Annotated in this window: 13 protein-coding genes; 3 read left to right on the top strand and 10 right to left on the bottom strand. The window is 73.6% G+C overall.

Going from position 1 to position 14,218, the window contains the following annotated elements; all coding sequences use genetic code 11:
• Window positions 1-222 precede the first annotated feature (222 nt).
• The 8 genes from CXR44_RS35415 to CXR44_RS35380 form a co-directional block, all read right to left on the bottom strand.
• Window positions 223-1,338 carry a hypothetical protein gene (locus tag CXR44_RS35415; protein WP_101790504.1) on the bottom strand — a complete coding sequence of 372 codons (1,116 nt, stop codon included), beginning with the start codon at window positions 1,336-1,338 and terminating at the stop codon, window positions 223-225.
• 169 nt (window positions 1,339-1,507) lie between these two features.
• Window positions 1,508-2,224: a GNAT family N-acetyltransferase gene (locus tag CXR44_RS35410; RefSeq protein ID WP_281260319.1), complete on the bottom strand. Its 717-nt coding sequence runs from the start codon at window positions 2,222-2,224 to the stop codon at window positions 1,508-1,510.
• Window positions 2,221-3,705 carry an APC family permease gene (locus CXR44_RS35405; RefSeq protein ID WP_101790503.1) on the bottom strand — a complete coding sequence of 495 codons (1,485 nt, stop codon included), beginning with the start codon at window positions 3,703-3,705 and terminating at the stop codon, window positions 2,221-2,223. Before CXR44_RS35405 ends, CXR44_RS35410 begins: the two co-directional genes overlap by 4 nt.
• A gap of 82 nt (window positions 3,706-3,787) precedes the next feature.
• Window positions 3,788-4,420, bottom strand: a complete 633-nt coding sequence (locus tag CXR44_RS35400) for a GOLPH3/VPS74 family protein (protein ID WP_180903864.1) — start codon at window positions 4,418-4,420, stop codon at window positions 3,788-3,790.
• 231 nt (window positions 4,421-4,651) lie between these two features.
• Window positions 4,652-6,241 carry a multicopper oxidase family protein gene (locus CXR44_RS35395; protein WP_101790678.1) on the bottom strand — a complete coding sequence of 530 codons (1,590 nt, stop codon included), beginning with the start codon at window positions 6,239-6,241 and terminating at the stop codon, window positions 4,652-4,654.
• 134 nt (window positions 6,242-6,375) lie between these two features.
• Window positions 6,376-7,125, bottom strand: a complete 750-nt coding sequence (locus CXR44_RS35390) for an SDR family NAD(P)-dependent oxidoreductase (protein ID WP_342748636.1) — start codon at window positions 7,123-7,125, stop codon at window positions 6,376-6,378.
• The gene (locus CXR44_RS35385; RefSeq protein ID WP_245899829.1) at window positions 7,122-8,456 is read right to left on the bottom strand and encodes an MFS transporter; all 1,335 of its coding nucleotides are present in this window, start codon (window positions 8,454-8,456) and stop codon (window positions 7,122-7,124) included. The genes CXR44_RS35390 and CXR44_RS35385 overlap by 4 nt, the downstream gene beginning before the upstream one ends.
• A gap of 58 nt (window positions 8,457-8,514) precedes the next feature.
• The gene (locus tag CXR44_RS35380) at window positions 8,515-9,093 is read right to left on the bottom strand and encodes a TetR/AcrR family transcriptional regulator (protein WP_101790499.1); all 579 of its coding nucleotides are present in this window, start codon (window positions 9,091-9,093) and stop codon (window positions 8,515-8,517) included.
• 111 nt (window positions 9,094-9,204) lie between these two features.
• Between CXR44_RS35380 and CXR44_RS35375 the strand changes: the two genes are divergently transcribed.
• A complete protein-coding gene (locus CXR44_RS35375; RefSeq protein WP_245899827.1) occupies window positions 9,205-10,086 on the top strand; it encodes a sulfotransferase family protein in 882 nt (293 codons plus the stop codon).
• A gap of 78 nt (window positions 10,087-10,164) precedes the next feature.
• The gene (locus tag CXR44_RS35370) at window positions 10,165-11,787 is read left to right on the top strand and encodes an arylsulfatase (protein WP_101790498.1); all 1,623 of its coding nucleotides are present in this window, start codon (window positions 10,165-10,167) and stop codon (window positions 11,785-11,787) included.
• Between the two features lie 12 nt (window positions 11,788-11,799).
• Here the strand turns inward: CXR44_RS35370 and CXR44_RS35365 are convergent, their stop codons facing one another.
• Both CXR44_RS35365 and CXR44_RS35360 read right to left on the bottom strand, forming a co-directional pair.
• A complete protein-coding gene (locus tag CXR44_RS35365) occupies window positions 11,800-13,059 on the bottom strand; it encodes an RNA polymerase sigma factor (RefSeq protein ID WP_101790497.1) in 1,260 nt (419 codons plus the stop codon).
• Window positions 13,056-13,454 (bottom strand): YciI family protein, encoded by a 399-nt coding sequence (locus tag CXR44_RS35360; RefSeq protein ID WP_101790496.1) that lies wholly within the window; start codon window positions 13,452-13,454, stop codon window positions 13,056-13,058. Before CXR44_RS35360 ends, CXR44_RS35365 begins: the two co-directional genes overlap by 4 nt.
• 234 nt (window positions 13,455-13,688) lie before the next feature.
• On the opposite strand from CXR44_RS35360, the gene CXR44_RS35355 reads away from it, so the two are divergent.
• A complete protein-coding gene (locus tag CXR44_RS35355; protein WP_101790495.1) occupies window positions 13,689-14,111 on the top strand; it encodes a hypothetical protein in 423 nt (140 codons plus the stop codon).
• The last annotated feature ends 107 nt before the right edge of the window (window positions 14,112-14,218 follow it).

Here is a 14,218-nt window from a genome sequence, read left to right as displayed (position 1 = left end):
GCAGTGGGAGGACTGGTTCAGCCTCAATCCCTGGAAGCGCGAAAGGGACCGTGGTGAGCACATAGGTCCGTTCAAAGAGGGTCGCCCGCGCGTGGATCCCGACCATGAGCCGGGGCCGCCGCGTAACTGAGGTCTCCCGCTCGCTGGATGACGTTCGGGGCATCCTCCCGTAGTGGTCGGCGCGGCGCGCTCATCCGCCGGCGGCGCCTCACCTCACCGCGTTCAGGCGCTTCTGTGGTTCGGCAGCGGCTTCTGCTCCCCGTAGCCGATGACTTCCGTGTCGAACTCTCCCAAGAGCGGCAGTACACCTGCCGCACCCATGACGATACTCGCGGACAGGAACACGCTTCTCACCCTCTTCCCGAATGCGGCGAGCGACGCGGCGAGCTGCGCGGCCGACGCCTCCTTCGCCGTCATGAGCGTCGGGTTGTACGTCGAGAGGGCGAAGAGGACGAGCATGCGCACCACCTGCGCGCCCACCACTCCGAGCATCACGGCGTACGCCTTGTCCAGCGCCTCGACCGTGATGCGGAGAGACTCGCCGCGCAGGATCAGATATGCCTCGTACCTCTTGAGCGCCTCGTTGAAGTCCTCCAGGCGATCTCCGGCCGCCTTTCCGGCCGCCCCCTTCCACTGCTCGAACCGGGCGGGAATCGCTGACGCCGTCCCTTTGAGGTCCTTCACCTTGGATCCCGCATCGGCGTAGGCGTAGAGCGCCCTGTCGATCGCCTCGTCGGAGGGGATGACGAAGAGGCCGGCCAGCGCCATGACCATGAGGCCCTGCACGGTCATCCGCGAGGCGAGTGTGCTCAACGCGTACATTCCGGCGCTCGTCCTCGCCAGTTGCGACACCGGTCCTCTGATCTTGTGCCAGTCCATCACGGTGAGAGCTGCGGCGGACACCGCCATGGTGCGCAGGGGGTTCCTGTCCCCGAAATGACCATCGTGACGGTTCGACTTGAGCCACGAAGGCTCGGTGGGCTGATAGGTGGCGGGCGGCTTCGTTGCGAACAGTTCGCCGATATCGCGCTTGAGATTGGTCATCTGGGCGCTGGTGATGTTCTCGACGTCCACATAGATGACGCCGTTGTTGTAGAACGCCGCACCCATCTGGTGGGCCGCCTTCCATCCACGCACGGCGTTGTCGAAGTCCGATTCGACGACCTCGTTGTACTTCCAGCGGAACAGCTCGCCGACCACTCCCATTCCCACTACGGGCAGCTTGGCGACGGACAGGTCGTCGGCGACCAGCTTGAATCCCGGCCGCATGGACGCCGAATCCTCGGCGGCGCCCATGGGCGCCGCGAAATTGACGTCGATCCCGTCGAACTCGCCCATGCCGGCCCTCCATGCCACAGCCACGTAGGTCCGGGACAGGGTATAGCTACATGTCGGGAAATCAAGGGCGAATCGCTTGACGGCTTCCGCCTGGTCACAGCTCGTGCGTGTAGCGGCCTTCACCGCGCGGCCCGCGTCACGTCCCGGGGGCGTCCCGCGGGCCGGCTCGTCACGTGCCGGGCCGCCACATGGGCCAGAACGTGGACCCGTCCGGCAGGGCGAACGGCTCCCGCGGCCGGTAGCCGTGTCGCAGGTAGAGGTCACGGCTGCGCCGGCTGCTGGCCTCCAGATAGGCGGGCAGCCCGGCGAGCCGGGCGTGGTGGTGGCGCAGCAGCGCGCTGCCGAGACCCCGGCCCTGCCGCTCGGGATGGACGGCGAGAAAGGCCAGGTGGTGGTGCGGCTCGGCCGGGTGGTGCTTGTCGAACAGGGCGTCCAGGGTGCGGAAGCGCTCCGCCCACGGTCCGGTCGCCTCGGTCAGACGGCGGTCGTAGTCGGGCGGCTCAGGCAGCGGCGCCGTACGGGGGAGCCAGACCGCGACGGCGGGGCCGTCGTCGATGACGTGGATCTCGCCGTGCTCGGCCGCGTGGTCCACGAGAATGCGGAAGTCGGCGGTCATGATCTCGTGGCGGTGGGCCGGATCGGGCACCAGGTAGCCGACCGCGTCCAGCGGGGCGAAGGCGGTCGCGATCAGCTCGGCCACGAAGGCGGTGTCGCCGGCGCCCGCTCGCCGCACGACGGGCGCGCCGGCGGGAACGGCGGGGGTGCCTGCGGGAACGGCTGGAGCGGCGGGCACGTCAGGTGTGGCGGTGGGAGCGGCGGGGGTGCCGGCGGGATTGTCCGGCGTGCCGGCGGGAGCGGCGGGGGTGCCGGGCGGGTGCGTGGTCAACGGATCTCCTCCTGCACGGTGGCGGCCTTGGCGCCCAGCCCGACCCGCGAGTAGACGGCCGGCTGGCCGGCCCGCAGCACGAACGCCCAGGCCAGGCCCACCACGGCGGCGGCGACGTACACGGCGGGCAGCAGCCACGTGAGCGGATGGCCCTCCTCGACCCCGAGCAGCGCCGAGAAGTTGCCGACCGCCAGCGTCACCATGACGCCCAGCGCGACGGCCGCGGGCACCGGGGCGACCAGCCGGCGGCCGACGCTCTCCCCGCTCGGCTCCCGCGAGAAGAACGCGATGACGGCGATCGAGGTCGTGAAGACCAGCAGCAGCACGCCGAACCCGCCGAAGGCGCCGCCGTAGAAGAACAGGTGCACCAGAGGGTCGAGGCCGAGCACGGCGTACAGCACGATGACGAGCAGGCCGACGGCGCTCTGGGCCAGCGAGCCGGCCTGGGGCGCCCCGGTGCGCGGCCGGATCCGGCCGAAGGCGGCCGGAAGCACCCGTTCGCGGCCGAGCGCGAAGAAGTAGCGCGAGGTGGTGTTGTGGAAGGACACCATCGCGGCGAACAGGCTGGTGACGAACAGCACCCGGGCGATGTCCACCACGACGGGCCCGAGTTGGGCGGCGGCGATCACGAAGATCGTCTCGGCGCCGTCGCGGCGCGCGGTCTCCACGATGTTCGCCGGACCTGTGGCGACCGTCATCGCCCAGGCCGAGAGCGCGTACAGGCCGGCGATGACTGCGATGGAGGTGTACGTGGCGACCGGCACGGTCCGGCGCGGATCGCGGCTCTCCTCGGAGAAGACCACGGCCGACTCGAAGCCCACGAACCCGAGCGTCGCGATGACCACCAGCGCGCCCACCCCCGGCGCCAGCAGCCCGCCGGGCGAGAGCGGCGCCGCCGACAGCCCCGCCGGGCCGGAGGCGACGAGGTCGGCGGCGTCGAACAGCAGGATCACCGCCACCTCGGCGGTGAGCAGGACGGCGAGCAACCGGCCGTTGAGGTCCACCCGCATCAGTCCCAGCAGCGCCACCAGCGCCCAGGCGACCAGGGAGACGGCCCACCAGGGCGGGGTGACGCCGGCCCAGCGCTCGACCAGCGGTGTGGCGGCCGCCCCGAACGCGCCGTACAGGCCGACCTGCAGGGCGTTGTACGCGATGAGCGCCACCCAGGCGGCGGCGATGCCCGCGGGGCGTCCCAGTCCCCGGCTGACGTAGGTGTAGAAGGCTCCGGCGTTGGCCATGTGGCGGGCCATCGCCACGTACCCGACGGCGAACAGGGCCAGTACGGCCCCCACGGCCAGGAACGCGACGGGCAGGCCGGTGATGCCGGTGACCGCGTACGCCGTGGTGACCACGCCGGCCACGACGGTGAGCGGCGCGGCGGCCGACAGCACGAAGTAGACGACCGAGGGGGCGCCGAGCCGGTCGGCGGCCAGGGCGCTGACGATCGGGTCCGGTCCGGTGCTCGTGTGCGCGGTGCGCATGGGCTTCCTCTCTGGTGCCGGTGGGACCGCGTCCGGGGCGCGGGGGGCCCGTCCCGGTCGCGGTGTGCCGTGCGGAACGGGATCAGGAGCGGTAGGTGAGGACGGCGTCGCCGACGGCCGCCCGGACGTGGCGGGTGAGGTCGCCGACCGGTTCGGGCAGCGCGGTGAGCATGCCGGCGAGGCGGCGGCGGGCGGCCTGCCGGTGGTCGGGGTCCTCCACGACGGTGTCCGTCATGCCGCAGGCGTCGAGGAGGGCGGCGAGGACCATGTCGTCGTGCGACAGCGGCCTGCCGCGGGCCAGGGACAGCCGTAGCCTGGTGGACGGCCACACCGCCCGGCCGAAATCGGTGGCGAAATAGCGGCTCGGCCGGCGCCTGCGCATTCTCGTCGTTTCCCGGTCGAGTAACCCGGCACGCGCCATTCGCGCGGTGACGTCGGCGACGGCGCGTCTGGCGAGATAGGCGAGCCAGGTGCGGACGTCCGTGTGCTGGGGCGCGTTTCCGATGTCGGCCAGAATTCTGTCGGCGAGGTGTTCGCGCACCGGCCGCGGGTCGGTGACCTGGAGCGAGACACCGCGCACGAGGACGCGGTGCTCCAGGACCAGCTCGGCGATCAGGGCCCCGGCCAGGCCGAGCGCCAGGGCGGGCCCGTTCAGTCGGGGCTTTCCGGAGCCCGTCGTGTCCCAGGCGATGAGGAAGAAGTCATCGGCGAGCAACGGCGTTCTCCCGTCGTCGAGAGAGCCGCCTCCGGCGATCTGCGCCCGTCCACCGAGCTCGGTGCTGAATCGGTTCGCTCACTATCGCCCTTAATGGATAGCCGGTTCAGGAAGGCCCCTGCGAGGCGGCGCGTGAATGTTTATCAAGAACGCCGTCGCGAGGGCTACCCCCCTTCACCATCAGGGCGCGATAAAGGAGTCCTTAATGCTCAATATGGTGACTTATCCGCATTATTGAAGATCGTCGGGTGCGGAGAGCGGGGCCAGGGTGCCTGGCGCGCGGCCCTCCTCGCCCGGTTGGACGATCAGGAACCGGCCTGTCGTCCCCGCCCCGCCGAGGGCGCGCAGGTCGTACAGGTACGGAGCGCCCGGGTCGGCCAGCCCGCCGAAGCGCACGGCCAGCCGGACCGCCGCGCCGCCGGGCAGGTACACCGTGTCCTTGTGGCCCTGGGCGTACGGCGGCGCCGGATCGCCGTCCACGTCCAGCACCTGGAAGAAGGCCCCCTGCAGGTGGAACACGGCGGGGCCGGCCGGGTTGCCGATCTCCCAGACCTCCGTGCCGGCCGCGGGCACCACGGCGTCGGCCCGGGCCGGGTCCGCCCCTGTCGAACGCCGCTCGGCCACCTCGAACCGGCGCACCCGGGCGCCCGGCGGCACCTCGATCGGCAGCAGGCCCACCGCCGGCCGGCGCGGCACCGGGCGCGCCGCGGTGAGCCGGGACGCCACGACGATCTTCAGGAGGTCGACGCCCTCCCGCTCCGGACCCTGCCCGGCGCCCGGCCCGCCGTCCGGCTCGGGGTCCTGCTCGGCGTCCTGTTCGCTCTCCGCGCGGCCGTCGAGGGAGCGCAGCAGCACCGTCTCGCCGTGCGCGAAGGCCGCCACGAGCTCGACGCGCTCGCCGGGCGCGACCGAGACCCTGCTCACCTCCACCGACGCGGCCAGCAGGCCCGCGTCGTTGCCGACCACGTGGAACGGCCTGCCGTCGGCGAAGGCCAGGTCGAACACCCGGTCACCGCAGCCGTTCACCACGCGGAACCGCACCCGCTCCGCGGTGACGGCCAGGAACGGGTCGGGCGTGCCGTTGACCAGCACCCGCCCGCCCGGCCACGCGTCGCCGCCGGAGGAGTCGTCCGGGCCGAGCCGCGGGCTCTGCAGGATGAGCGGGATGTCGTCCACCCCGTACGCCGACGGCAGGCCACGGCGCCTGGCGTAGTCGTCCACGACGATCATGCCGGCCAGGCCCCGGTCGGTGTGCCCGGCGGTCCGGCCGAGCTGGTAGGGGTGGTACCAGGCCGTGGTGGCGGGCTGATCCACGACCCAGCGCCCGGTCCACGTCGCGCCGGCCGCGATCGGCCGGGGCGGTCCGCCCGCCACGGCGGCGGGCGGGCGCATGCCGTGCCAGTGCACGGTGGTCGCCTCCTCCAGGGCGTTCGTGACGGCGAACCGCACCTCGTCGCCGCGCCGCACCCTCAGCGTCGGGCCGAGGAGGTCGCCGTTGTAGCCCCAGGTGGGAGCGGTGTGACCGCCCGGCAGGAGGGTCCGCCCCGACTGCGCGGTCAGCTCGAAGCGCCGCACGCCGTCCGGCCCCGGCTCCGGGTCGATCAGCGGCGGGATGCCGAGCGGGTTCCGGAATCCGCCCTGCTCCCCGGTGTCCACGGGGACGCCGGGGGTGACGCGGGGCCCATGGCCGCCCCCGGCCTCGGGCGCCGCATGCGACCCGCCGCCCGGCGCGTCCCGTCCGAACCCGGGGCCGGGGACGGGACCGCAGGCCGCCACCAGCCCGGCGGCCGCGGCGAGAGCGAGGAAATGACGGCGGTTCACGAGCGCCCATTATGATCGCCCCCGCACCCCGCCCACGACCGGGCGGCCGCGCGCGGGGGCGTGGTGAGGCGGTCGCGCCGCGCAGGATCGGCGGGCGCGTGGGGGCGGGGTGAGGCGGACGCGCGGGGGCGGGGTCAGGCGGTCGCGCCGCCGTCCACGACGAGATCGTGGCCCACGGCGAAGCCGGCGTCGTCCGAGGCGAGCCAGAGGATCGCCCCCGCCGCCTCCCGCAGCGTCCCCACACGTCCGATCGGCATCCCCAGCCGGGCCGCCCGCTCGTCGTCCGTCTCGCCCGGCAGCCGGGACATGGAGGTGTCGTGCGCTCCGGGGCTGACCGTGTTGATCCGGATGCCGTCCCCGATGCACTCGAGCGCCGCGGTGCGGCTCAGCGCGCTGACGGCGGCCTTGCTGGCCGCGTACGCGCCCATGCCGGGCACCCGCTTGTACGGCCCCAGGTTGGAGCCGACGTTCACGATGACCCCGCCCCCGCCGGCCCGCATGTGCCTGATCTCGTGCTTCATCGACAGCATCACCCCCGTGACGTTCACCTCGAACGTCCGGGCCCAGTCGGCCTCGTCCATCTCCGCGACCGGCCCAGCGGTGAGGACGCCGGCGTTGTTGACGGCGACGTCCAGCCCCCCGTACGCGGCGACCGCGCCGGCGACCAGCCGTTCGACGTCGGCGGCCCGGGTGACGTCGGCCGTGATGGCGGTGGCCCGCCCGCCGGCCTCCTCGGCCAGCTTCACGGTCTCCTCCAGCGGCTCCCGGCCGCGCCCGGCCACCACGACCCGGGCGCCCTCGCGGGCGAAGGCCAGGGCGGTGGCCCGGCCGATGCCGGAGCCGCCACCGGTGACCAGGACGGACTTTCCTGCGAACCTCATCATGGTTGCCTCATTCCAGGTGATCGCGCGACGCCGACCAGCGCCGCGGTGAGAGTGAAGACGAGGGCGGCGACCGCCAGCGCGGCGGCGTAGCCGTCGGTGACCGCGGCGGGGTCCTGGCGGGGCCCGGTGACGGCGGCGGCGACGGCGGCGAGTGCGGCCAGCCCGGCGGTGGGCCCGGCCTCCATGGCGGTGTTGAGCAGCCCGCCGCCGAGACCCGTCTGCCGGGGCGGCACCCCGTCGAGCGCGGCGACGGTCGCGCCGGAGAAGGCCAGCCCGGACGCCACGGGGAAGAGCAGCAGCCCGGCGAGCACCACGCCGGCGTACGGCGTGTCGGCCTCGATCAGGCTGAACAGCGCCATGGCGACCGCTCCCAGCAGGAGGCCCGCGACGGTGACGGCGCGCGCGCCGAACCGGCCGGCCAGCCGCCCGGCGACCGGCCCCATGACGAGGACCAGCAGGTACGGCGTGAAGGCGGCGCTGGTCAGCAGCGGCGACAGGCCGCGCACCTGCTGGAACCACAGGGTCAGGAAGAACGTGTGGGTGGCGCTGGCCGCCGCCGTGACGAGCACCGCGAGCAGCGCCGCGGCCCGCGCCGGAGACGCCAGGAAGGCGGGCGGCAGCAGGGGCGCGGCCGCACGGGCCTCGACGGCGACGAACGCCGCCAGCAGCAGCCCGCCCGCGACCGCCGGGACGGCGGCGGCGTGCAGCAGTCCGTAGGTCAGCGCGACCATGCCTGCGGTCGCGAGCACCGCCCCGGCGACGTCGAGCCGGCCCGGCCGGGGCTCGGGCGCGGGCAGCCGCCGGACCGTGGCCAGGGCGAGCGCCGACACCGCCACCGGGAGGGCGAACGCCCATCGCCACGAGGCGAGGGCCACGATCACGCCGGAGAGCAGGCTGCCCGCCGTCGCGCCGGAGACCGACAGCGTCCCCCACACGGCGAGCACGCGCGGCAGCCGCGCCGGGTCCGGCGTCAGCGACCGGACGAGGGCCAGCGCCGCCGGCGCCGCGAGGGCCGCGCCGGCCCCCTGGGCGAACCGGCCGAGCAGCAGCGCGGCGAAGCCGGGGGCGGCGGCCGACACGGCCGAGGCCGCGGCGAACAGGGCCACCCCGGTCGTGAAGAGGCGCCGGTGCCCGTACAGGTCGGCGAGCCGGCCGCCGAGCAGCAGCAGTCCGCTGAACGACAGCCCGTAGGCGGAGGTGAGGAGGGCGAGGTCGGGACGGCCGAGGCCCATCTCCCGTTGGATCGCCGGCAGCGGGACGACGAGCAGGGTGATGGAGGCGATGAGCGTGACCTGGACGGCTCCCAGGACCACGAAAGCCCGCCTGGCCATATTAGACCGATCGGTCAAGATTGAGGGCATGCGAAAGCCTTCCGACGGCATGGCGGGGTCAGAGCACGCTGAGCGCCTGCGCGGCCGCGTCGCGCAGGCGCGCGGGGTCGGCGGACGCCTTGCCCATGAGCCGCATGCCCTGCAGCATCACGAGCAGGAACCTCGCCAGGGCCCGCGGGTCCTTGTCGGGAGCCAGCTCGCCCTGCGCGCGCGCCCGGATCAGCGCCGAGGTCAGCGCCGTCTCCAGGGCGTCCCAGTTGCGGTCGACCAGGCGGCACACCTCCTCGTCGCGGGGCAGCAGCTCGGCCGCCGCGTTGACGATCATGCAGCCGCGTCGCCCCTCCTCGGACGAGGACTGGGCCGCGTACAGCTCCACCAGGCGCCGGACGGCGGGCAGGGCGGGGCCGGGCTGCGAGAGCAGCTCGACCGGCGACGGGTGACGGGTCTCCAGGTAGCGGTGGAGCGCCTTGACGTACAGCTCGTGCTTGCCGCCGAAGGTGGCGTAGAGGCTCGCCCGGCCGATGCGGAGCCGCTCGACGAGGTCGGCCATCGAGGTCGCCTCGTAACCGCGCTCCCAGAACAGCTCGAGCGCGGCCTGCAGGGCGGCGTCGGGGTCGAATTCCTTGGTTCTGGCCACGGGGGAGACCTTAGTCTTATCTAGAACGATTGGTCAAGATAGCTGGGGGGTAGGCGTCCTCACAGCCGGTATTCACCGTGGGTTCACGGCCGGTGTCTACGGTGCGTGCCCATGAGCTGGAGGTACAGGGCCAACGCCACCCTCGAAGGGCTGACCGGATACACGCTGACCCGCCGGGTCCAGAAACGGCCGGCGCCGCCGCCCAAGCCGGCGCCCGAGGCGCAGCGGATGCCCGGCGACGTGGTGCGCCCGCCCGTGGACCCCGCCTGCGACCGGCTGCTGCGCGGACCGGTGTTCCTGCTGTCGTCCGTGCGCTCCGGCTCCACGCTGCTGCGGGTCATGCTGAACAGCCACTCGCGGATCCACTCGCCCATCGAGACGCACTTCCGCCGCACGACCGTCGGCCTGACCACCGACCCGGTACGGCAGGCGATGGCGCACCTCGGCCACACCCACAGCGACATCGAGCACATCGTCTGGGACCGCCTCCTGCACCGGGAGCTGGTCCGCAGCGGCAAGCCGATCCTGGTGGAGAAGACGCCCAGCAACGTCTTCGCCTGGCGGCGCATCGCGACCTGCTGGCCAGACGCGCGGTTCGTCTTCCTGCTGCGGCACCCCGCCTCCATCGTGCGGTCGTGGCACGAGGCCGACCCCGAGAACCGGCCCATGGAGGAGGCCGTGCCCCGCACCCTGGCCTACATGACCTACCTGGAGGAGGCCCGCGCCCACCTCCAGGGCCCGACCGTCAGGTACGAGGACCTCGTCGCCGACCCCGAGGCCGTGCTGCGCGGCCTGTGCGATCACCTCGGCGTCGGCTGGGAGCCCGCCATGCTGGACTACGGCAGGCAGGATCACGGCGGATTCGTGAAGGGCATCGGCGACTGGCGTGACAAGATTCGCAGTGGCACGGTCGTCGAGGGCCGCCCACTGCCGTCCCCAGCCGAGGTCCCGGCCGAGCTGAGGGAGATCTGCGGTCTGTGGGGCTACCTCTGACCCGCTCCGCCGCAGTGTTCCCCTCCCGTCCTCCGGGTGTTCGCTCGCCGATCGCCCGGTGCCCAGAAGGTATCCCCCATGATCGTCGGGCCCTCGCGCCGCACCTTCCTCGCCGGCACCCTGGCCGGCCTGACCGTCCCGCCCGTCACCGGGACGGCGGCCCACGCCGCCGCAGCCCTGCCTGACCGGCCCAACATCGTCGTCGTCCTCGCCGACGACCTGGGCTGGGGTGAGATAGGCAGCCAGGGGCAGCGCAAGATCCGCACCCCGTTCCTGGACCGGCTCGCGGACGAGGGGGTGCGGTTCGAGGCCGCCTACTCGGGCGCCCCGCTCTGCGCGCCGTCGCGCTCCGCCCTGCTCACCGGCCTGCACGCCGGCCACGGCACCGTCCGCGAGAACCCCGAGGGCGGGCAGCAGCGCTCGTTCACCGAGGCCGACCTCACCTTCGCCGAACTCCTGCGACTCGGCGGCTACCACACCGCCTGCGTCGGCAAGTGGGGATTCGGGCCCGAGGAGGCGGACCAGGCGTCGCATCCCAACGCGCGCGGGTTCGAGGAGTTCTTCGGCTACATCGGGCACCGCCACGCCCACCAGTACTACCCCGGCCATCTCTGGCGCGACGGCGAGCGGGTGCGCCTCGACGGCGCCGCCTACGCCCCCGACCTGTTCAGGCGGCGGGCGATCGACTTCATCCGGCGCCGGTCCGGCGGGCCGTTCCTGCTCTACTACGCCAGCAACCTGCCCCACTCGCCGAGCGTGGTCCCCGGCGACGCCGGCCCGTACGAGGACCGGCCGTGGACCCGCGCCAACCGCGGGCACGCCGCCCAGGTGTCGCGGCTCGACTCCGACGTGGCCGCGCTGGTCGCCACGCTGCGCCGGACCGGCGTGGCGGGACGGACCCTGGTGCTGTTCACCAGCGACAACGGCCCGCACCACGAGAAGGGCGTGACACCCGAGCTGTTCGACTCCAACGGACCGTGGCGCGGCGACAAGCGCGACCTGTACGAGGGCGGCATCCGCGTCCCGATGATCGCCTGGTCGCCCCGGCTGGCCCCGCGCGTGGAGCGCACGCCGGTGGCCTTCTGGGACGTGCTGCCGACGCTGGCCGACCTGGCGGGCCTGCCGGTGCCGGCGGGCCTCGACGGCCGCTCGTTCCGGGGGCTGCTCACCGGCGACGAGGCGCCCGAGCGTGACCACCTGGTGTGGAACCGCCCACGCAAGATGCAGGCGATCCGCCGCGGCGACTGGAAGCTGATCCGCTTCGCGCCCGGCATCGCCGGTGCGGGCCCGAAGGGCCGCGTCGAGCTGTACGACCTCGACGGCGACCCCGGCGAACGCCGTGACCTGTCGGCCGAGCGGCCGGAACTGGCCGAGGAACTGCTGGCCCGGCTCGACGCGTCGATCGGCCCCGACCCGCGTCTGCCGTACGGGCTGGACGTGCTGGCCGTGGACGGGCAGATGATGGTGACGCTGCGCAACGGCTCGGCGGTGCCGTGGCGGCAGGTCGAGCTCGTCCTCGACGGGCGGCGCGCCGCCGGGCCGAGGTCGGTGACGCTCACTCCCGGCGAGTCGTACACCGCCGTCTTCGACGTCCGCGGGGGAGGCAAGCGGGGCCGCGCCATGCGGGTGCGGGCGCGGGCGAGGTTCCGGGCGGAGGGCAGGCGGCACCTGTTCCGCCGCTCGGCGACGGTCCGCCTGTGACCGGCCCGGCGGCTACGTCCGCTGATCCAGCTCGCCGGCGAGGCGGGCGGCGCGGGTGGTGAGGTAGTCGCGTTCCGGGATGCTCGTCGTACGGCCGGCCGCCGTGCGGTAGTCGGCCACCGCCGCGGCGAGGTCGCCGGCCATCTCGCGAAGATGCGCCCGCGTGGCGTGGAAGCGGTGGTGGCCGCCGAGCCGGTCGGCGAGATCGTCGAGCAGGGCGAGCCCCGTGGCGGGGCCGTGCGTCATGGCCGCGGCGACGGCCTTGTTGAGCGAGACCATCGGGTTGCCGGACATGCGTTCCAGCAGGCCGTACAGGGCGAGGATCTGCGGCCAGTCCGTCTCGGCGGCGCTGGGCGCCTCGTCGTGGACGGCGGCGACGGCGGCCTGGAGCTGGTAGGGCCCGACCGCGCCGCGCGACAGGGCGGCGGTCACCAGGGCGACGCCCTCGGCCACGGCCTTGCCGTCCCACAGGCCGCGGTCCTGCTCGGCGAGGGGGATCGGGATGCCGTGGGCGTCGGTGCGCGCGGGCCGGCGCGCGTCCGTGAGCAGCATGAGCGCGAGCAGCCCGGCCACCTCGGGGTCGTCGGGCATCAGCCGGTGCGCCGTCCGGGCCAGCCGGATCGCCTCGCGCGACAGCTCGACCCGCTGCAGGTCGGGGCCGCCGCTGCTGGCGTAGCCCTCGTTGTAGATCAGGTACAGCACGTGCAGGACCGACGCGAGGCGGCGGGGCCGCTCCTCGGGCGCGGGCATGCCGAACGGCACCCCGGACGCCTTGATGCGCTGCTTGGCCCGGCTGATCCGCTGCGCCATCGTCGCCTCGGGCACCATGAACGCGCGGGAGATCTCGGCGGTGGACAGGCCGCCGACCGAGCGCAGGGTGAGGGCGATGGCCGAGGCCGGGGACAGCGCCGGATGGCAGCACAGGAACAGGGTGGCCAGCGTGTCGTCCCGGCCGCTCTCGTACGCCTGGTCCGCGGCGGGCGCCGCCTGCCGGTCGGCCGGTGTCCGGGCGGCCACCAGCTCCTCGCGGCGGCGGCGCGCCTGCTCGTTGCGGATCTGCTCGGTCATCCGCCGGTAGGCCACCTGGATGAGCCAGCCGCGCGGGTTGCCCGGGACGCCCTGCTCGGGCCACTGGGCGGCGGCGTCGAGCAGCGCCTCCTGCACGGCGTCCTCGGCGGTGTCGAAGTCGCCGAAGCGGCGGGTGAGCACGCCGACGACCTGCGGCGCCAGCTCGCGCAGCAGGTCGTCGACGGGGGACCGGTCAGGGGTCACAGCTCCTCCGGCGGCCCCGCCATGACCTGACGCACCTCGATCGGCATGTTGAGCGGGCCGCCGTCGGGGCCGGGCGCCGCCGAGATGCGGGCGGCCAGCTCGATCGCCCGCTCGTGGCTCTCGACGTCGACGATCCACCAGCCGACCAGGAACTCCTTGGTCTCCGGGAACGGCCCGTCGGTGACGACCGGGACGCCGCCCGCGCCGGCGCGCACGATCCGGGCCTGGTCGGGCTCGGCCAGGCCCTCCCCCGAGACCAGCTCGCCGGCGTCGGTGAGCGCCTGGTTCAGCTCGTGCATGAACGCGATGTGGGCCCGGACGGCCTGCGCCGGCCAGGTGTCGATCGGGGGCAGGTTGTCCTTCTGGCTGAACTGCATCAGCAGCATGTACTTCATGTCCCGCGTCCTTCCCTCCGCGCCCCTCGTGGGCGCTGACGTCTGAGGTCGAAGCAGGTGGGCCGCCCTTCGACATCCTGACGGACATCTTTTCAAGATTTTTTCGCCGCCGGCCACGGAGGTACCTACCTACGCCGGATAGGTACACATTTAGGGGTTTTCCCCGTACCAGGGGCCACGGGCCACCCGCAGTCTGATACCGAGAGCTGACGAGGACCATTCGGTGAGGACGGCATGTTGAGAGACCTGACGCGCATCAGCCGCGAACCATTCGTCCCGGCCGTGGAGACCGAGGACGCCTGGACGGTGTCATGGGTGTTCGCGGCGGGGCCGTCCTCGGTCGACGGCGCCCGGCACGCGACCGCCGACCGGCTGGCCCGCTGGGGGCTGCACGACCGCGCCGAGGCCGCGCGCCTGCTCGTGGGCGAGCTGGTGGAGGCCGCGCTGGGCACCTGCGACCGGATCCGGCTCACGCTCATGACCGAGGACGGCCTGCTGCGCGGGGAGGTCGAGCGGCTCGATCCCGTGCCGCGCCGCTCCGAGGGACGCGGCCACCACCTGCTCGCCCGGCTGGCCTGCTGCTGGGGCCGCGCCGCGACGGTCGAGGGGACGGCCGACTGGTTCGAGCTCCCCGCGCCCGCCTCCCCCCATGCCTGAGTCCCACCGGAAGGAACACCTGGCCGTGCGGAAGATCCAGATCCAGGTCCGCAAGCCGCGCAGACCGGTCCGGGACCAGGACCTGCGTACCCCGTCGGGACGCCCGC

Origin of the sequence: Nonomuraea indica (assembly GCF_002850745.1) — a bacterium.
In the GTDB taxonomy this organism is placed as follows: Bacteria; Actinomycetota; Actinomycetes; order Streptosporangiales; family Streptosporangiaceae; genus Nonomuraea; species Nonomuraea indica.
Note: the sequence above shows the minus strand (reverse complement) of the source record. Positions and strands in the feature narration are given on the sequence as shown.

Excerpts from the sequence above, each read along its gene's own strand:
- CXR44_RS35390 (WP_342748636.1), bottom strand. The coding sequence starts at position 7,125 with ATGATGAGGTTCGCAGGAAAGTCCGTCCTGGTCACCGGTGGCGGCTCC.
- CXR44_RS35385 (WP_245899829.1), bottom strand. The coding sequence starts at position 8,456 with ATGGCCAGGCGGGCTTTCGTGGTCCTGGGAGCCGTCCAGGTCACGCTC.
- CXR44_RS35415 (WP_101790504.1), bottom strand. The coding sequence starts at position 1,338 with ATGGGCGAGTTCGACGGGATCGACGTCAATTTCGCGGCGCCCATGGGC.
- CXR44_RS35370 (WP_101790498.1), top strand. The coding sequence starts at position 10,165 with ATGATCGTCGGGCCCTCGCGCCGCACCTTCCTCGCCGGCACCCTGGCC.
- CXR44_RS35355 (WP_101790495.1), top strand. The coding sequence starts at position 13,689 with ATGTTGAGAGACCTGACGCGCATCAGCCGCGAACCATTCGTCCCGGCC.
- CXR44_RS35405 (WP_101790503.1), bottom strand. The coding sequence starts at position 3,705 with ATGCGCACCGCGCACACGAGCACCGGACCGGACCCGATCGTCAGCGCC.
- CXR44_RS35360 (WP_101790496.1), bottom strand. The coding sequence starts at position 13,454 with ATGAAGTACATGCTGCTGATGCAGTTCAGCCAGAAGGACAACCTGCCC.
- CXR44_RS35375 (WP_245899827.1), top strand. The coding sequence starts at position 9,205 with ATGAGCTGGAGGTACAGGGCCAACGCCACCCTCGAAGGGCTGACCGGA.